This is a genomic window from Bradyrhizobium dasycarpum (assembly GCF_042019905.1).
GTDB lineage: Bacteria > Pseudomonadota > Alphaproteobacteria > Rhizobiales > Xanthobacteraceae > Bradyrhizobium > Bradyrhizobium japonicum_B.
The window spans coordinates 2,977,885-2,991,627 of sequence record NZ_CP169574.1 but is presented as its reverse complement, the minus strand read 5'-3'; the positions used below and the strand labels follow the sequence as shown (position 1 = coordinate 2,991,627).

Sequence of the window (13,743 nt, the reverse complement as noted above, 5' to 3'; positions counted from 1 at the left end):
TTTGCTGGCAGCGTCGGCACGCTTGGGGCGGACGATCCGCGATGCATCAACCCCGCCATCATTTCACCCGCCTGAGCGTCGGGCGCTCGCCTTCCAGCGAGGCCTTGACGTGGGCACGGGCACGGGCCAGGCGCGACATCACGGTGCCGATCGGCACGCCCTGGATGTCGGCGACCTCGCGGTAGCTCATGCCTTCCAGCATGACCAGGAGCAGCACCGAACGCTGCTCCTCGACGAGCGTCGCCAGTGCCCTCTCGATGTCGCGCCCTTCGGCTTCGGTGCCGCTGGCATCGGGGTTGTTCTCCGTCAGCTGCATGAACTGCGGCCGCCTTGCCAGCGAGCGCCGCCGGTTCTTGTTGAGGTTGGTCAGGATCGTGTAGAGCCAGCTTCTGACGTCGCCTCCGAGAAACAATCGCTCCGAGCGCAGGGCCCGCACCAGCGTGTCCTGCACCAGATCGTCGGCCGCGTCCGCATCGCGCGTGAGCGCGCGGGCGTAGCGGCGCAACGCCGGGATCATGGCTTCCACACTCTCTCGAAACGCACTCATTGCGGTCTTGACGTCCTGGTCTCGGGCGCGAGCGCCTCAATGATCATAACACCCGAATGGAACGGCTATTCCGGTGCTCGAAACAGCGTTAACGCGGCGTATTAGGGCTGTACCGCAGAGGAGGGCTGGTGTACCTCCAGACCTCAGCAAGAGTTCGACGGGACGTTCCAACATGGCGCAGAATTCAGGTCTGATGCAGGGCAAGCGCGGGGTGATCCTCGGCCTCGCTAACAACCGTTCGATCGCCTGGGGCATCGCCAAGGCATGCCATGCCGCCGGCGCCGAGCTCGCCTTCACCTATCAGGGCGATGCGCTGAAGAAGCGCGTCGAGCCGCTGGCCGCCGAGATCGGCGGTCTCGTGCTCGGCCATTGCGACGTCACCGATGCGGCGACCATCGATGCGGCATTCGCGGTGCTGAAGGAGAAGTGGGGCAAGATCGACTTCCTGGTGCACGCGATCGCCTATGGCGAGCAGCTCGAAGGCCGCTACGTCGACACCACCGCGGAGAATTTCTCCAAGTCGATGCTGATCTCCTGCTACTCGTTCACGGCGGTGGCGCAGCGCGCCGAGAAGCTGATGACCGATGGCGGCTCGCTGATCACGCTCAGCTATTACGGCGCCGAGAAGTGGATGCCGCATTACAACGTGATGGGCGTGGCGAAGGCGGCGCTGGAGGCCAGCGTGCGCTATCTCGCCGCCGATCTCGGCGAGAAGAACATCCGCGTCAACGCCATCTCGGCAGGTCCGATCAAGACGCTTGCCGCCTCCGGCATCGGCGACTTCCGCTATATCCTGAAGTGGAACGAGACCAACGCGCCGATGCGCCGCAACGTGTCGACTGAGGACGTCGGCGGCAGCGCATTGTATCTGCTCTCCGAGCTCTCGCGCGGCGTCACCGGCGAGGTGCATCACGTCGATTCCGGCTATCACGTGCTGGGCATGAAGAGGCCGGACGCGCCGGACATCTCGTTCGGCGGCAAGGACTGATCTTCAGGCTGGAATCGCCGTGCCCACGATCTACTATCTTCGCCACGGCGAGACCGAGTGGAATGCGCTCGGCAGGCTTCAGGGCACCAAGGACATTCCGCTGAACGCGCGGGGGTGCGGTCAGGCCGTCCAGGCTGGCGGCATTCTGGCCGACCTGTTCAAGCGCGAGGGGCGCGACAAGGCGGCGCTGCCTTACGTGTCGAGCCCGCTCGGCCGTGCGCGCCAGACCATGGAGCTCGCGCGCGGCAAGCTCGAACTGCCGGTCGACGACTATGCGCTCGATGATCGGCTGCGCGAGATCGGCTATGGCAGCTGGGAAGGGCTGACGCTGGCCGAAAGCGAAGCGGCTGATCCCGAAATTTACGCCAGGCGCCTCGCCGACAAATGGAGCGTGGGTCCCGCCGGCGGCGAGACCTATGCCGATGTCCAGGTCCGCGTGCGCGCCTGGTACGATCAATTGCGGGGTGACACCGTCGCGGTCGCCCATGGCGGGACCTGCCGGGCCCTGATGGTGTGCCTCGGGCTGGAGACGCCGGCCAGCGCCGCAGAACTCTACATCGAGCAGGGCGCCGTCTACGTGTTCCGCGAGGGACGGCTGGAGAAGTTCAGCTAGGCAGCTCCCCGGTCATTCCGGGGCGGCGCGAAGCGCCGAACCCGGAATCTCGAGATTCCAGGTTCGCCTTCGGGCGCCCCGGAATGACCGAGTGTGTTTGACCCCGGTGTTCCCCCGCGTTACCACCACAAGTCAGCATTGACTTACGAGCCAGAGACGAATGTCCTTCAACACCTTCGGCCACATGTTCCGCGTCACCACCTTCGGCGAGAGCCATGGGGTGGCCATCGGCTGCGTGGTCGACGGCTGCCCGCCCATGATCCCGCTCACCGAGGCCGACATCCAGGGCGATCTCGACCGCCGCCGTCCCGGCCAGTCGCGCTTCACCACCCAGCGCCAGGAGCCGGACCAGGTGAAGATCCTGTCCGGTGTGATGGCGCATCCGGAGACCGGCGTGCAGGTGACGACGGGCACGCCGATCGGGCTCCTGATCGAGAACACCGACCAGCGCTCGAAGGACTATTCCGAGATCAAGGACAAGTTTCGTCCCGGCCACGCCGACTTCACCTATGAAGCCAAATACGGGCTGCGCGACTATCGCGGCGGCGGCCGCTCCTCCGCGCGCGAGACCGCGACGCGCGTTGCCGCCGGCGCCATCGCGCGAAAAGTGCTGCCCGACGTCAGGGTGCGCGGCGCTCTGGTGCAGATCGGCCCGCACAAGATCGACCGCGCGAAGTGGGACTGGGACGAGGTCGCAAACAATCCGTTCTTCTGCCCGGACAAGGACAAGGCCGCGTTCTTCGAGACCTATCTCGACGGCATCCGCAAAAGCGGCTCCTCGATCGGCGCGGTGATCGAAATCGTCGCCGAAGGCGTGCCGGCAGGCCTCGGCGCGCCGATCTATGCCAAGCTCGATTCCGATCTGGCGGGTGCGATGATGTCCATCAACGCGGTGAAGGGCGTCGAGATCGGCGCCGGTTTTGGCGCGGCGGAATTGACTGGAGAGGAGAACGCCGACGAAATGCGCACCGGCAATGATGGCACGCGCTTCCTGTCCAACCATGCCGGCGGTGTGCTGGGCGGAATCTCCACGGGGCAGCCGGTGGTGGTGCGTTTCGCGGTGAAACCGACCTCGTCGATCCTGCAGCCGCGTCGGACCGTCGATCGCAAAGGCGCAGACACCGAAATCTTTACGAAAGGCCGCCACGATCCCTGCGTCGGCATCCGCGCCGTTCCCGTCGGCGAGGCCATGATGGCCTGCGTGCTGGCCGATCATTTCCTGCGCGATCGCGGGCAGGTGGGGCGTTGATGTCGCGGTACTAGCCCACCGTGCAGCTTGACGGCCCCGCAACTTCGTCCGCAAATGCAGCCATGAACAGCTCCGAGTTTCAGCGCGTCTGCGATTGGCTGATCGATGGCGCCTGGTCGGCGGCAGAGCCGGACGAGATGATCGCCGATTTCTGCCAACGTCTGGTCGCGGCCGGCCTGCCATTGTGGCGCTTCGGCATCTTCATCCGCACGCTGCATCCTGAAATCTTCGGCCGCAACTTCATCTGGCGGCAAGGCCAGGGAGTCGAAATCGGCAGCGTCGATTTCGAGATCCTGGATACGCCCGAGTTTGCCCGCAGCCCGCTCCGCGTCGTGTTCGAGCAGGGCATCGAGGTGAGGGGACGCCCAGGCGATCCCGACGGCAAGCGATTCCTTTTCTCGACGACATACGGGCCGAAGGCGCGACCGACTATGTCGCGGTGCCGGTGCCCTTTCTCGACGGCTCCATCCATGCGACCAGCTGGATCACGCAGCATCCAGGCGGTTTCAGCGACGACGACATCGCGGCAATCCGCTCCGTCGTGACCCCGCTGGCGCGTGTCAGCGAGATCATCAGCCAGCGCCGTACCGCCGAGATGCTGCTCGACACCTATGTCGGCAACCGCGCCGGCGCGCGCATCCTCGGCGGCCAGATCCGCCGCGGTCACACCGACACCATGCAGGCGGCTATCTGGCTCTCGGACCTGCGCGGCTTCACCGCGCTGTCGGACCGGCTGCCGGCCGAGACCGTGGTCGAGATCCTCAACGGTTACTTCGACTGCCAGGTCAGCGCCATCCTCGCTCATGGCGGCGAGGTCTTGAAGTTCATGGGCGACGGTCTGCTCGCTGTGTTTCCGATCGACGAATATGTCGGCGATGCCGCGCATGTCTGCACGCAGGTGCTGGAGGCGGCGCGCCAGTCCCGCGCCAGCGTGGAGGCGCTCGCCATTCCGGTCGGCGAGGTCGTCGAACGTTTCCGCTTCGGCCTCGCGCTCCACGTCGGCAACATTCTCTATGGCAATATCGGCGGCGGCAATCGCCTCGACTTCACCTGCATCGGCCCCGCCGTCAATCTTGCCGCGCGGCTGGAGAAGATCGCAAGCCGGCTCGGCCGCACCATCGTGGCTTCGGAAGGCTTTGCCAATAATTGCCGCCACGACTGGCGCGAGCTCGGCGAGTTTCCGATCGCGGGATTTTCCAAGGCGCAGCGCGTCTACGGGCTGGCGGATGAGGCGCCGGCGCTGGCCGATCGAGCTGCTATTCCTCCGGCTCGGTCGTGAACAGCAATGGATAGCCCTTGGCGCGGCCGGCGTCGGTGGCGCGCGTCGCCTTGGTCTCGGCGACGTCCTTGGTGAACACGGCGACCACGCAGGCGCCGAGCTTGTGCGCGGTGATCATCACCTTGTAGGCCTGATCCTCGGTCATGCGGAATTCGGCCTTCAGCACCATGGTGACGAATTCGCGCGGCGTGTAGTCGTCGTTGATCAGGATGACCTTGTGCAGCTTCGGCCGCTCGACCTTGGTCTTCGTCCTGGTTTTTGGCGTCGTGACGGTATTGTTCATCGTGTCGCGAAACCCCGGGCCTTGATGAGCTTCAGCCTCCATCATAGGGAGGCGTCCGCGTTCCTCCAAGGCGCGGCCGGCGCGGTGGCTCATGCCGCTGCCGATTGGCAGGGATGCACTGATCGCGTCTGCGTGGCTTCGGGTCATCGCGTGCGCATGATCTTTTCGGAGAGCCGCTGCAAACGTCTCCGGATCATGCTCTAGGGAAGCGCGCGGACGAGCTGCAGCGCGGCGACCAGCGCAGTCACGGACAGTACCACCGATGCGATCATGTAGGCGGCCGAAGCGACGGTCTGGCCACGCTCGATCAGATACCAGGCATCGAGAGAGAACGTCGAGAACGTCGTGTATCCACCGCAGATGCCCACCGTCAAAAATATCCGGGCGGCCTGCGGCAGGTTCCATTTCGTCGCGAACAGCCCGGTGAGAATGCCGATCAGGAATGATCCGGTCACGTTGATGATGAGGGTACCCCAGGGAAAGTCGGTGCCGAACGCCCGGCCCGCACCGATGGACACCAGATAGCGCACGACTGCCCCGAGTGCTCCGCCGGCGGCGACCGCGAGAATGTATTGGATGTTCAACGTCTCGTTCCCTGGTTTGTGACCTGCATTAGTTGTTCCGCGCCGTCAGCCCGTTGCCGACCGCAAGTAGCCCCACCAGTGAAACCAGCGCGAAGCCGAGCCCCGCGAGGAATGTTCCGACCGGGCCATAGGCGTCCCACAGCGCGCCCGCGATCACGCTTGCGGCCAGCAAGGCAAGGCCGGTGAACAGGTTGAAATAGCCGAACGCGGTGCCGCGCAGATGGGGCGGCGCGGCGTCGGCGACCAGGGCCGAGAGCAGCCCCTGCGTCAGTCCCATATGCAGCCCCCACAGCGCGACGCCGAGTGCGAGGCCTGAAAGGTTCGGCAGCAGCGCAAGCGCGAGATCGGCACCGGCAAGGACGACGAGCCCGAGCGCGAGCAGGCCGGTCCGGTTGATCCGGTCCGAGAGCGCGCCGGCCGGATAGGCCGAGAGGGCGTAGACGATGTTCATCAGCACCAGCACCGCCGGCACCCACATCGCATTGAGCCCGATATTCTGCGCGCGCAGGATCAGGAAAGCCTCGCTGAAGCGCGCGAGCGTGAAGACGATTCCGACGGCGACGACACGCCAATAGACCGCTCCGAGCCGCCGCATGGCGGCGAGATTGAGCGGATTTCCTGCGGGCTCCCGGCTCGGATCCGGGGCGGGCTCGCTGACGGCGAACGCGATCAAGCCGAACGACAGGAAGGCCGGCAGCACCGCAACCCAGAACACGGCGGTGAAATTGTCGGCGGTCCACCACATCAGGCCGATCGCGGCAAGCGGCCCGACGAAGGCGCCGATGGTGTCGAGCGATTGCCGCAGGCCGAAGCTCGCGCCGCGCAGGCCGACGGGGGCGATATCGGCAATCAGCGCATCGCGCGGCGCGCCGCGAATGCCCTTGCCGACGCGATCGACGAAGCGCGCGGCCACCAGCCATCCAACGCTGGGCGCGAGCGGGAACAGCGGCTTGGTCAGGGCGGCGAGGCCATAGCCGAGTGCGGCGAGCAGCTTGCGGCGGCCGAGCCAGTCCGACAGCGCGCCGGAAAAGATCTTCGTGATCGAGGCCGTCGCCTCCGCAATGCCCTCGATGAAGCCGACGGTCAGCGTCGAAGCGCCGAGCACGGTCACGAGGTAGACCGGCAGCAGCGCGTGGATCATCTCGGAGGAGATGTCCATCAGCATCGAGACGAAGCCGAGCACCCAGATTCCTCTCGGCAGCCCGCCACGTGCAGCATTCGGTGTCGTCGCAGCCACGTCGTTGCCTTCTCCTGGCCTTGCACCAGACAACAAAAAACCCGCCGCCGGCGGGTCTGTCCATGCTCCCGCCGAAGGCAGAGGCTCAGAAATTGCCCCTCCTCAAGCAGGAGTCATCAGCCCACACGGTGATCGACCGCCGGGCGGTTGTCGGGGGACTCCATCCCCATCTGTCTGGCCAACCTAGCACGGAAATCGCTTCGGACAAGTGGGCGGGGAACTGTGTCCCCGTGCTCGTCGCTCCCGCTTCGCGCATCATGAGCCTGATGGTGCGAGGCGCACGAGCGTGTTCCGGCGGCGCTAGCGCGGCAACGCGGGGGCGGCATTGCGCAAAGCGCGCGTCCGCCTGAGCCGCAGATTCCAACTCGAATGTGAAGCGCAAGCGATCTTCGCGCTTTGCGGCAAGGAGATTGCATGTCACCATCGCGTCATACGACGGGAGACTGCGATGCGGTTGCTGTTCTCGATCGGGGCTGTGCTGGTGGCCGGCATGTTTGCCGGAGGTGACGTTGCGGGCGTCGCGGCACCAGGACCAAAATTCGAACCGTCCAAGAAACAGCTGCAGCGGCCGGCGGCCGACAGAGACGCGCAGACGGTCGACGTCGAGCTGGTCCTCGCAGTCGACGTGTCCTACTCCATGGACATGGACGAGCTTGCGATCCAGCGCGAGGGTTATGCGCAGGCGATCCAGTCGAAGGAGTTCCTGCAGGCGCTGAAGCTCGGCCCGAACGGCCGGATCGCGGTGACCTATTTCGAGTGGGCCGCCTCCAGCGACCAGAAGATCATCATCCCTGGCGGCTGGTCGACGGTCCCGAGACGGCGGATGCGGTCGCCGCCGAAATCATGAAGACGCCGATCCGGCGCGCCTCGCGCACCTCGATCTCGGGCGCGATCGCTTTCGCGATGCCGCTGTTCGATGAGGATCCCTATCGCGGCCTGCGTCGCGTGATCGACATTTCCGGCGACGGCCCCAACAACAATGGCGGCCCGGTCACGGTGGCACGCGATGCCGCGCTCGAGAAGGGCATCGTCATCAACGGCCTGCCGATCATGATCAAGGAGCCATCCTACTCGACCATGGATATCGACAATCTCGATTTCTACTACGAGGACTGCGTCATCGGCGGCCCCGGCTCCTTCGTCATCACGATCAAGGACCGCGACAAGTTCAAGGAGGCGATCCGCACCAAGTTGCTGATGGAGGTCGCCGGCCGCACGCCGGAGCGTCCTGTGATGCGGGTCGCCGACAAGGAGCCGCGCGTCAATTGCCTGATCGGCGAGAAGATCTGGTCGGACCGCTGGGGCCGCTGAAGTCCCCGGCTGAGAGCTTTTCCCGCTTGGCCGATGCCCGAACTTAACGCCTCGTTAACCGGAGCGTGGCCCTAATCGCATGGTTTCCGTTCGTTTCCAGTCGGCATCCTGACATCGCCGCGGCGAACGAAAGCGGGTTTGTGAGGCCCGTCTCCGAGCAATCCAATGGCCATCGTCACATCGAGCACCAACCAGATTTCGCCGGCCAACGAGCGGCTGTATCGCCAGAGTGCTCTGGTCGGCGACTGGAAGGGCAATTGGGTGGGCAACAACCAGCCCGTCGGTTTCAAGGTCGTCAACATCCGCGGGGCCCGGGCGCAGGTCGAGTACACCCACAACGGACGCACCGAGCGCGGCTTCGGCGAGGTTCAGGGCACGCTCATCACCTTTGGCGGGATCACGGTCGGCACCAAGGACGGCAAGAACATGGTGATGCTGTTCTCGTTCGGCGGCGCTGGCAAGCAGACCGCCAATCTCGAGAAGCAGGCCCCGCCGGCGTCCGACAGCCGCCTGATGGGGAGCTGGGGCGGCTATTCCAGCGAGAACGGCAAGAGCGCGAGCTTCAAGGTGCTGTCCGTCAATGGCAAGGAGGCCGAGGTCAGCGTCACCACCGACGGCGTCACCCGTAAGGGCACCGGCTACGTCTACAAGAACGTTATCATGTTCGGACAGACGCAGATCGCAACCGACGACGGGCAAAACGGCAAGATCATCTACCAGGTCGGCACCAAATCCTTCATGGTGCCGGTGACGAAATATCCGCCGGCGGATTCATCGTCCTCCGTGGACAAGACCGCATAACTTTCACGACCTCCGGTCCACCGGCTTGAGTCAGCGGCTTCTGCCGGTCGAACGGCCCAGGATCAAGCGGGCCTGCGCGAAGCCGCAAGCAGCGATCGACCGCCAGACTTCATCGGACAGCTCCACAGGATCTGGAGGCGTTTGCGGCGGACGGGTGACGTCCTGCCGCGGGCGAGCAGGGAACGTGCGGCATCAGGTTCGGTTGTGGGGAGGGGGCCGGCCGTCGCGTCGGCGCGGCCGCTTCGCTGGCATTGGTGATAGCGGGGGAGTATAATTTGGCAAAGCCTTGCCGGTAGTTTCAATGTCCAGATTTGCCCCTTCACCCGTGATTGCAGCCCTGCTCGCTGTGCTTTGCCTGACTGCATCGTCGGTTCACGCCCAGGTCGCGCCGCTGAGATATTGGATCCCCGGCGGGCCCTTCGGCCTCGGGGGCGGCGCCGACCAGAGTTCCGATGTTTACGGCAGTTCCCCCAGCTTCAACGCTGGCGATCTGGATTGCGCAGCAGCGCGACGACTGGCTTTTTCGTCGGCAGTCAGCGCGGCAATCTGAATTGAGCGGCCTCAGTCAAACCGGCCTCGGTCAGTCCGGTCTTGCCGGCAATTTCAGTGCGCTCTCATATGACAGCACGCAGTTCGGCTACAACACCAAGACCATGGGCGGCATGCCCGTGACGTTCTTTGCCGGTTTCGACACGTTGAAATATGGCAACGGCATCGGCAGCTCGGTTGCGCCGCTGACATCTGGCGCGGCACCCGGCACCGGCGCATTTGCTGGCGTCGAATTCAAGCCGACCTCCAATCTCAGCCTGTCGTTCGGCGCCGGTTTCATCCAGCAGGACTCGGGCCGCATGGACAGCGATATCAGATCGAACATGCTGCCGGGCGAGTCGCCGGCTCTGAGCGGTTTGCGCCGTTAGGGCCGCATCACCTGCTCCGGCGGACGCCGCAGCGACTTCGGCAGGTCCGGACCGGTTCCGAAACGTATCACGATATCGCATCGCCGTTCGCCGAGCCCGAGCGAGGCTGCAAATTGCTGCCTCAGCGTCGCCACCTCGACCGGCTGATTGACGAAGGAATATTTGAGCCCCAGCGCGGTCGCCTGCAAACCGAAGCGCTGGCAGGCGCGGCCGACCGCGATCCAGTGCGACTTGTCGCTGCGCTCGGCCGCGAGGACGACGACGCCCGCAGAGCTGGCGAGCTGGTCGCGGTACTTCTTGTTTTCCCCGCTCTCGGTGAAGAAGAGCCTCAGAAGCGGCCGCGCCAGCCACGATGGCAGGGAGGGATTTCCCGAGGCGGGCGCGAACAATCCGTCCATGGTCGCGAGCGCCTCCGCTTCGTTGAAGCGAATCCAGCTCACGAGCTCGCGCATGAAGGCCTTGTCGCGCATTTGCGCCGAGTTGCCTTCGAGCACGTAGTCAGTGACCCCGGCGATCGCGGCGCGTTCGGTCATCAGAAGGGCCGTGACACCGGGTTCGCGACAGGCGCTCTCGAGCCGGCGCAAGGTCTCGGGCGCGGCGGGCCTGCCATCGAACGCCGCGCGGGTGCATTGCCTGACCGGAATTGCGGACACCAACGTCGATGCATCCGGCGGGGCTTGCTCGAGTGCGATCACGATCCGCTCGCCGTCGATGACCGGATTGGCGCGCCAGCCCAGCGCGGACGCCGCGAGGATGAGGTTTTCGGCGGCGCAGCCGAGACTGACGAAGAGGTGATGGTCGTCGGGATCCACGGCCGCACAGCGGCGCGAGAAATCCGGTGCGATCGTGATTTCATCGCCGCGGGCAGAGAAGATCCACGGCTGGGTGTTGTGGCTGTTGGCCGCGAGGGTGGCAAAGCGCACGAGCTCGCGATCCCGCGACACGGCCTGCAGCGCAGCCCGAGACGCCGTTACCGCCTCATCGTAGGTCATCGCCGCCGCCGCTGCAGCGGGGAAGCCGCTGATAGCCGTCGTGGAAAAGCCCAGCGCAGCCGCGGCGAACTGTCGTCGGTCAAGCAAGAACGTCCGCTCCGCATCCCATGTCGCGCCAACGTCCTTAGCACCGAACGCGCTGCGACGATTGACCGGAATCAAGACCGGGCGCCGAGGCTGGAGCGCGATGAGATCTGGATGAATCCTCATCGCGCTCCAGGTCGTTGTTTGCGCATGATCTCGCTGCGCACCCTTCTTGGATCATGCTTTAGCGCGTGAAGCGCGCCACCAGCTCCACATGCGGCGTGTGGCGGAATTGATCGACCGGCACCACCGCCTCCAGCCGATAACCGCCGTCGATCAGCAGCCGTGCGTCGCGGGCAAAGGTCGCGGCGTTGCAGGACACCGCGATCACGACGGGCACCTTGCTCGCGGCAAGCTTCAGGGCCTGCGCCTGCGCGCCCTGCCGCGGCGGGTCGAACACCACGGCATCGAAATCGCGCAGCTCCTGCGGCACCAGCGGGCGGCGGAACAGGTCGCGCGGCTCGACCTTGATCGGCTTCAGTCCCGGTGTGCGCGCCGCCTTCGCCAGCGCTGCGACGGCGCCGGCGTCGTTGTCGTAAGCGGTGATGCGCGCCTTCTCGGCGAGCCGGAGCGCGAACGGACCGACGCCGCAGAAGAGGTCGAGAACGTCCTTGGCCTTGCCGATGCGCTCGGTGACAAGCGCGGCGAGCGTCTCTTCGCCCGCCACCGTCGCCTGCAGGAACGAGCCCGGCGGCAGCGTCACCTCGGCGCGGCCCATCTTCACCGTCGGCGGCAGGCGCTGCAGCACGAGCTCGCCGTGCCGCGTCAACCGCGCCAGGCGGTGCTGCTCGGCAACGCGCGACAGCGCCGTGACCAGCGGCGTCGGCAGCGGCCCGGAGCCGCGCACGTCGACATCGAGGCCGTTGGCGGTGGCGGTGACCTGGATGTCGAGCGGCTTGGTCACCGGCATCTTCGACGTCAGCGGTTCGGCGAGCGCCCAGGCGGCATCGAGCGCGCCGTCGAGCGCGGGATCGAGGATCGGGCAGCGATCGATCGGGATGACGTCGTGCGAGCTCGTCGCCGAGAAACCGACCTTGAGAACATCATGCGTGCCGAAGCGGCCGTGCAGCGTGATGCGCCGACGGCCGGCGCCATGGGCATCGACCAGCGGCGCCACCTCGCAATCGGTGCCGGCCTGCGCCAGCGTCTCCACCACGATGCCGCGCTTCCAGGCCTGATAGGGCTCTGCCGCCCAATGCTGGATCGCGCAGCCGCCGCAGACGCCGAAATGGGGGCAGAACGGTTCGATGCGCTCGGGGCTTGCGACATCGACCGCGAGCAGCTTGCGGCGATCCGGATGGTGGCCGACGACGTGATCGACCTCGACGGTCTCGCCGCCGAGCGTATAGGGCACGTAGACGGCATCGCCCGTGGTGAGGGCAGACGCCGTCGCCGCGATGGCCGACATGATCGATGGTCAGACGCTCAACCACGGCGCGCGCCCAGGAAGAATTCGGCATTGCCGTCGCCGCCCGCGATCGTCGAGGGGAATACCTCGATGTCGGTGCAGCCGAGCGAGGCCGCGAAGGCCACGATGTCGTCGCAGATCGCCTGGTGCACGGCGGCGTCGCGGACGATGCCCTTCTTGTTGTGCTTCCTGTCAGCCTCGAATTGCGGCTTGATCAGCGCCAGCAGGCTCATCGGCGCGGCGGCGAGGGACAGCGCCACCGGCAGCACCGTCTTGAGCGAGATGAAGCTGACGTCGATGACGACGACATCGGGCCGTGCCGGCAGGCGCTTGCCCTCATAGCTGCGGATGTCGGTCTCCTCCATGGAGACGATCTTGGGATGGTCGCGCAGCGAGGGATGCAGCTGGCTGGTGCCGACATCGACGGCGAACACCAGGCTCGCGCCGTTCGCCAGCAGCACCTCGGTGAAACCGCCGGTGGACGCCCCGACGTCGAGGCAGACATGGTCCTCGATCTCGATTCTGTAGCGTTCCAGCGCGCCGGCGAGCTTGACGCCGCCGCGGGAGACGTAGGGATGCGCGGGCTCGGCCTGGATTACCGCGTCCTCGGCGATCGTCTCCGACGGTTTGGCGACCTGCCTGTCGTCGGCCCTGACGAGGCCGGCCTCGATCGCCGCGCGCGCCCGCGCCCGGCTCTCGAACAGGCCGCGCTCGACCAGCAACACATCCGCGCGCTTGCGGGCAGGGGACATCGGATCTCCGGAGGCGACTGAAAGGCTTATGTAGCGATCAATCGCGCGGCTGCCATCCGGACGCAAGCCTCGAACGCGGCCAGATCGTGCCAGACGTCGATGGGTACCGTGGCCGGCGTCACCAGCGGGCAGCCATGCAGCTCCAGCGCGTGGATCATCATGAGATTGTCGACGAGGCCGAAATCCTCGACGATCAGGCCCTGCGCGTCGATCAGCCGCCCGTCCTCGGACGTGACGTCCATGAAGCGGCTGAGGCGGTCGGCATAGGTGGCGCCGTCATTGGAATAAGCGAGGCAGAACTTGCCGCGGCCGGCCATGTAGCCGAGCTCATAGACGGTGCCGGGATCGGCGCCGGCGCCGCGGAACGGGGTGAGGTTGGCGATGATGGCGTCGGCCTCGTCCATCATCGCGTCGTTGCCGCAGAATATCTGCCGCGCGGCGTCGGGTGCGGCGACGTCGATTGCGTTGTCGAGAGGATAGAGGCCGGTGAGACCGTGCGTCGCGCAGACATCGACTTTGCGACGGCCGATCTCGATGGCATCCGGCAGGAACACGTCGGGACCTGCCAGGTAGATCTTCATGGAGTCAGAACCGGAAAAATTTGGGCAGGGGCGCAAGCCACAGTGGGCGGTCTGCTCCCTCCCCCGCCTGCGGGGGAGGGCTGGGGAGAGGGTTGTCTCGGCACCGGGACGATCTCC

General features: G+C 65.9%; 11 protein-coding genes, 4 pseudogenes and 1 riboswitch. Of the genes and pseudogenes, 7 read left to right on the top strand and 8 right to left on the bottom strand.

Features of this window, described 5'->3' with window-relative positions; all coding sequences use genetic code 11:
* Nucleotides 1–58: 58 nt before the first annotated feature.
* Nucleotides 59–547, bottom strand: coding sequence for a sigma-70 family RNA polymerase sigma factor (locus ACETMP_RS14505; protein ID WP_375161455.1), 489 nt, complete (start codon nt 545–547; stop codon nt 59–61).
* Nucleotides 548–719: 172 nt separating this feature from the next.
* Here ACETMP_RS14505 and fabI point away from each other — a divergent pair, with 172 nt between their 5' ends.
* The 4 genes and pseudogenes from fabI to ACETMP_RS14485 all read left to right on the top strand — a co-directional run bounded on the left by fabI (nt 720) and on the right by ACETMP_RS14485 (nt 4,676).
* Nucleotides 720–1,535 (top strand): enoyl-ACP reductase FabI, encoded by an 816-nt coding sequence (gene fabI, locus ACETMP_RS14500; RefSeq protein ID WP_028135015.1) that lies wholly within the window; start codon nt 720–722, stop codon nt 1,533–1,535.
* Between the two features lie 13 nt (nt 1,536–1,548).
* Nucleotides 1,549–2,148, top strand: a complete 600-nt coding sequence (locus ACETMP_RS14495; protein WP_375161913.1) for a histidine phosphatase family protein — start codon at nt 1,549–1,551, stop codon at nt 2,146–2,148.
* Between the two features lie 160 nt (nt 2,149–2,308).
* Nucleotides 2,309–3,397 carry a chorismate synthase gene (gene aroC, locus ACETMP_RS14490; protein ID WP_375161454.1) on the top strand — a complete coding sequence of 363 codons (1,089 nt, stop codon included), beginning with the start codon at nt 2,309–2,311 and terminating at the stop codon, nt 3,395–3,397.
* Between the two features lie 62 nt (nt 3,398–3,459).
* A pseudogene (locus ACETMP_RS14485) lies at nt 3,460–4,676 on the top strand (adenylate/guanylate cyclase domain-containing protein).
* On the opposite strand, the gene clpS reads toward ACETMP_RS14485, so the two are convergent.
* From clpS to ACETMP_RS14470, 3 genes are all read right to left on the bottom strand, one after another.
* The gene (gene clpS, locus ACETMP_RS14480) at nt 4,654–4,959 is read right to left on the bottom strand and encodes an ATP-dependent Clp protease adapter ClpS (RefSeq protein ID WP_375161453.1); all 306 of its coding nucleotides are present in this window, start codon (nt 4,957–4,959) and stop codon (nt 4,654–4,656) included. The pseudogene ACETMP_RS14485 and the gene clpS sit on opposite strands and share 23 nt — an antisense overlap.
* A 200-nt stretch (nt 4,960–5,159) precedes the next feature.
* Nucleotides 5,160–5,543, bottom strand: coding sequence for a fluoride efflux transporter CrcB (gene crcB / locus ACETMP_RS14475; RefSeq protein ID WP_375161452.1), 384 nt, complete (start codon nt 5,541–5,543; stop codon nt 5,160–5,162).
* A 28-nt stretch (nt 5,544–5,571) separates the two neighbouring features.
* Nucleotides 5,572–6,780 carry an MFS transporter gene (locus ACETMP_RS14470; protein ID WP_375161451.1) on the bottom strand — a complete coding sequence of 403 codons (1,209 nt, stop codon included), beginning with the start codon at nt 6,778–6,780 and terminating at the stop codon, nt 5,572–5,574.
* Nucleotides 6,781–6,880: 100 nt separating this feature from the next.
* Nucleotides 6,881–6,957: riboswitch (Fluoride riboswitch) on the bottom strand.
* Nucleotides 6,958–7,228: 271 nt separating this feature from the next.
* On the opposite strand from ACETMP_RS14470, the pseudogene ACETMP_RS14465 reads away from it, so the two are divergent.
* From ACETMP_RS14465 to ACETMP_RS14455, 3 genes and pseudogenes are all read left to right on the top strand, one after another.
* Nucleotides 7,229–8,091: pseudogene (locus ACETMP_RS14465) on the top strand (DUF1194 domain-containing protein).
* Nucleotides 8,092–8,256: 165 nt separating this feature from the next.
* On the top strand, nt 8,257–8,892 hold the full coding sequence (locus tag ACETMP_RS14460) for a hypothetical protein (protein ID WP_028135022.1): 636 nt from the start codon (nt 8,257–8,259) through the stop codon (nt 8,890–8,892).
* Between the two features lie 301 nt (nt 8,893–9,193).
* Nucleotides 9,194–9,809 (top strand): annotated as a pseudogene (locus ACETMP_RS14455) (hypothetical protein).
* On the opposite strand, the gene ACETMP_RS14450 reads toward ACETMP_RS14455, so the two are convergent.
* The 4 genes and pseudogenes from ACETMP_RS14450 to ACETMP_RS14435 all read right to left on the bottom strand — a co-directional run bounded on the left by ACETMP_RS14450 (nt 9,806) and on the right by ACETMP_RS14435 (nt 13,626).
* Entirely contained in the window at nt 9,806–10,888 is a 1,083-nt protein-coding gene (locus tag ACETMP_RS14450; RefSeq protein WP_375161450.1) for an Acg family FMN-binding oxidoreductase, read from the bottom strand. The pseudogene ACETMP_RS14455 and the gene ACETMP_RS14450 sit on opposite strands and share 4 nt — an antisense overlap.
* A gap of 181 nt (nt 10,889–11,069) precedes the next feature.
* Nucleotides 11,070–12,318: pseudogene (locus ACETMP_RS14445) on the bottom strand (class I SAM-dependent RNA methyltransferase).
* Complete coding sequence (locus ACETMP_RS14440) at nt 12,311–13,045, bottom strand: TlyA family RNA methyltransferase (protein WP_375161449.1); 735 nt, start codon at nt 13,043–13,045, stop codon at nt 12,311–12,313. Before ACETMP_RS14440 ends, ACETMP_RS14445 begins: the two are co-directional and overlap by 8 nt.
* A 26-nt stretch (nt 13,046–13,071) precedes the next feature.
* Entirely contained in the window at nt 13,072–13,626 is a 555-nt protein-coding gene (locus ACETMP_RS14435) for a nucleoside 2-deoxyribosyltransferase (RefSeq protein ID WP_375161448.1), read from the bottom strand.
* Between the last annotated feature and the right edge of the window lie 117 nt (nt 13,627–13,743).

What these genes read in the sequence shown, in the direction of transcription:
- fabI (WP_028135015.1), top strand. Translation starts at nt 720, where the DNA reads ATGGCGCAGAATTCAGGTCTGATGCAGGGCAAGCGCGGGGTGATCCTC.
- ACETMP_RS14505 (WP_375161455.1), bottom strand. Translation starts at nt 547, where the DNA reads ATGAGTGCGTTTCGAGAGAGTGTGGAAGCCATGATCCCGGCGTTGCGC.
- clpS (WP_375161453.1), bottom strand. Translation starts at nt 4,959, where the DNA reads ATGAACAATACCGTCACGACGCCAAAAACCAGGACGAAGACCAAGGTC.
- ACETMP_RS14460 (WP_028135022.1), top strand. Translation starts at nt 8,257, where the DNA reads ATGGCCATCGTCACATCGAGCACCAACCAGATTTCGCCGGCCAACGAG.
- ACETMP_RS14435 (WP_375161448.1), bottom strand. Translation starts at nt 13,626, where the DNA reads ATGAAGATCTACCTGGCAGGTCCCGACGTGTTCCTGCCGGATGCCATC.
- ACETMP_RS14440 (WP_375161449.1), bottom strand. Translation starts at nt 13,045, where the DNA reads ATGTCCCCTGCCCGCAAGCGCGCGGATGTGTTGCTGGTCGAGCGCGGC.
- aroC (WP_375161454.1), top strand. Translation starts at nt 2,309, where the DNA reads ATGTCCTTCAACACCTTCGGCCACATGTTCCGCGTCACCACCTTCGGC.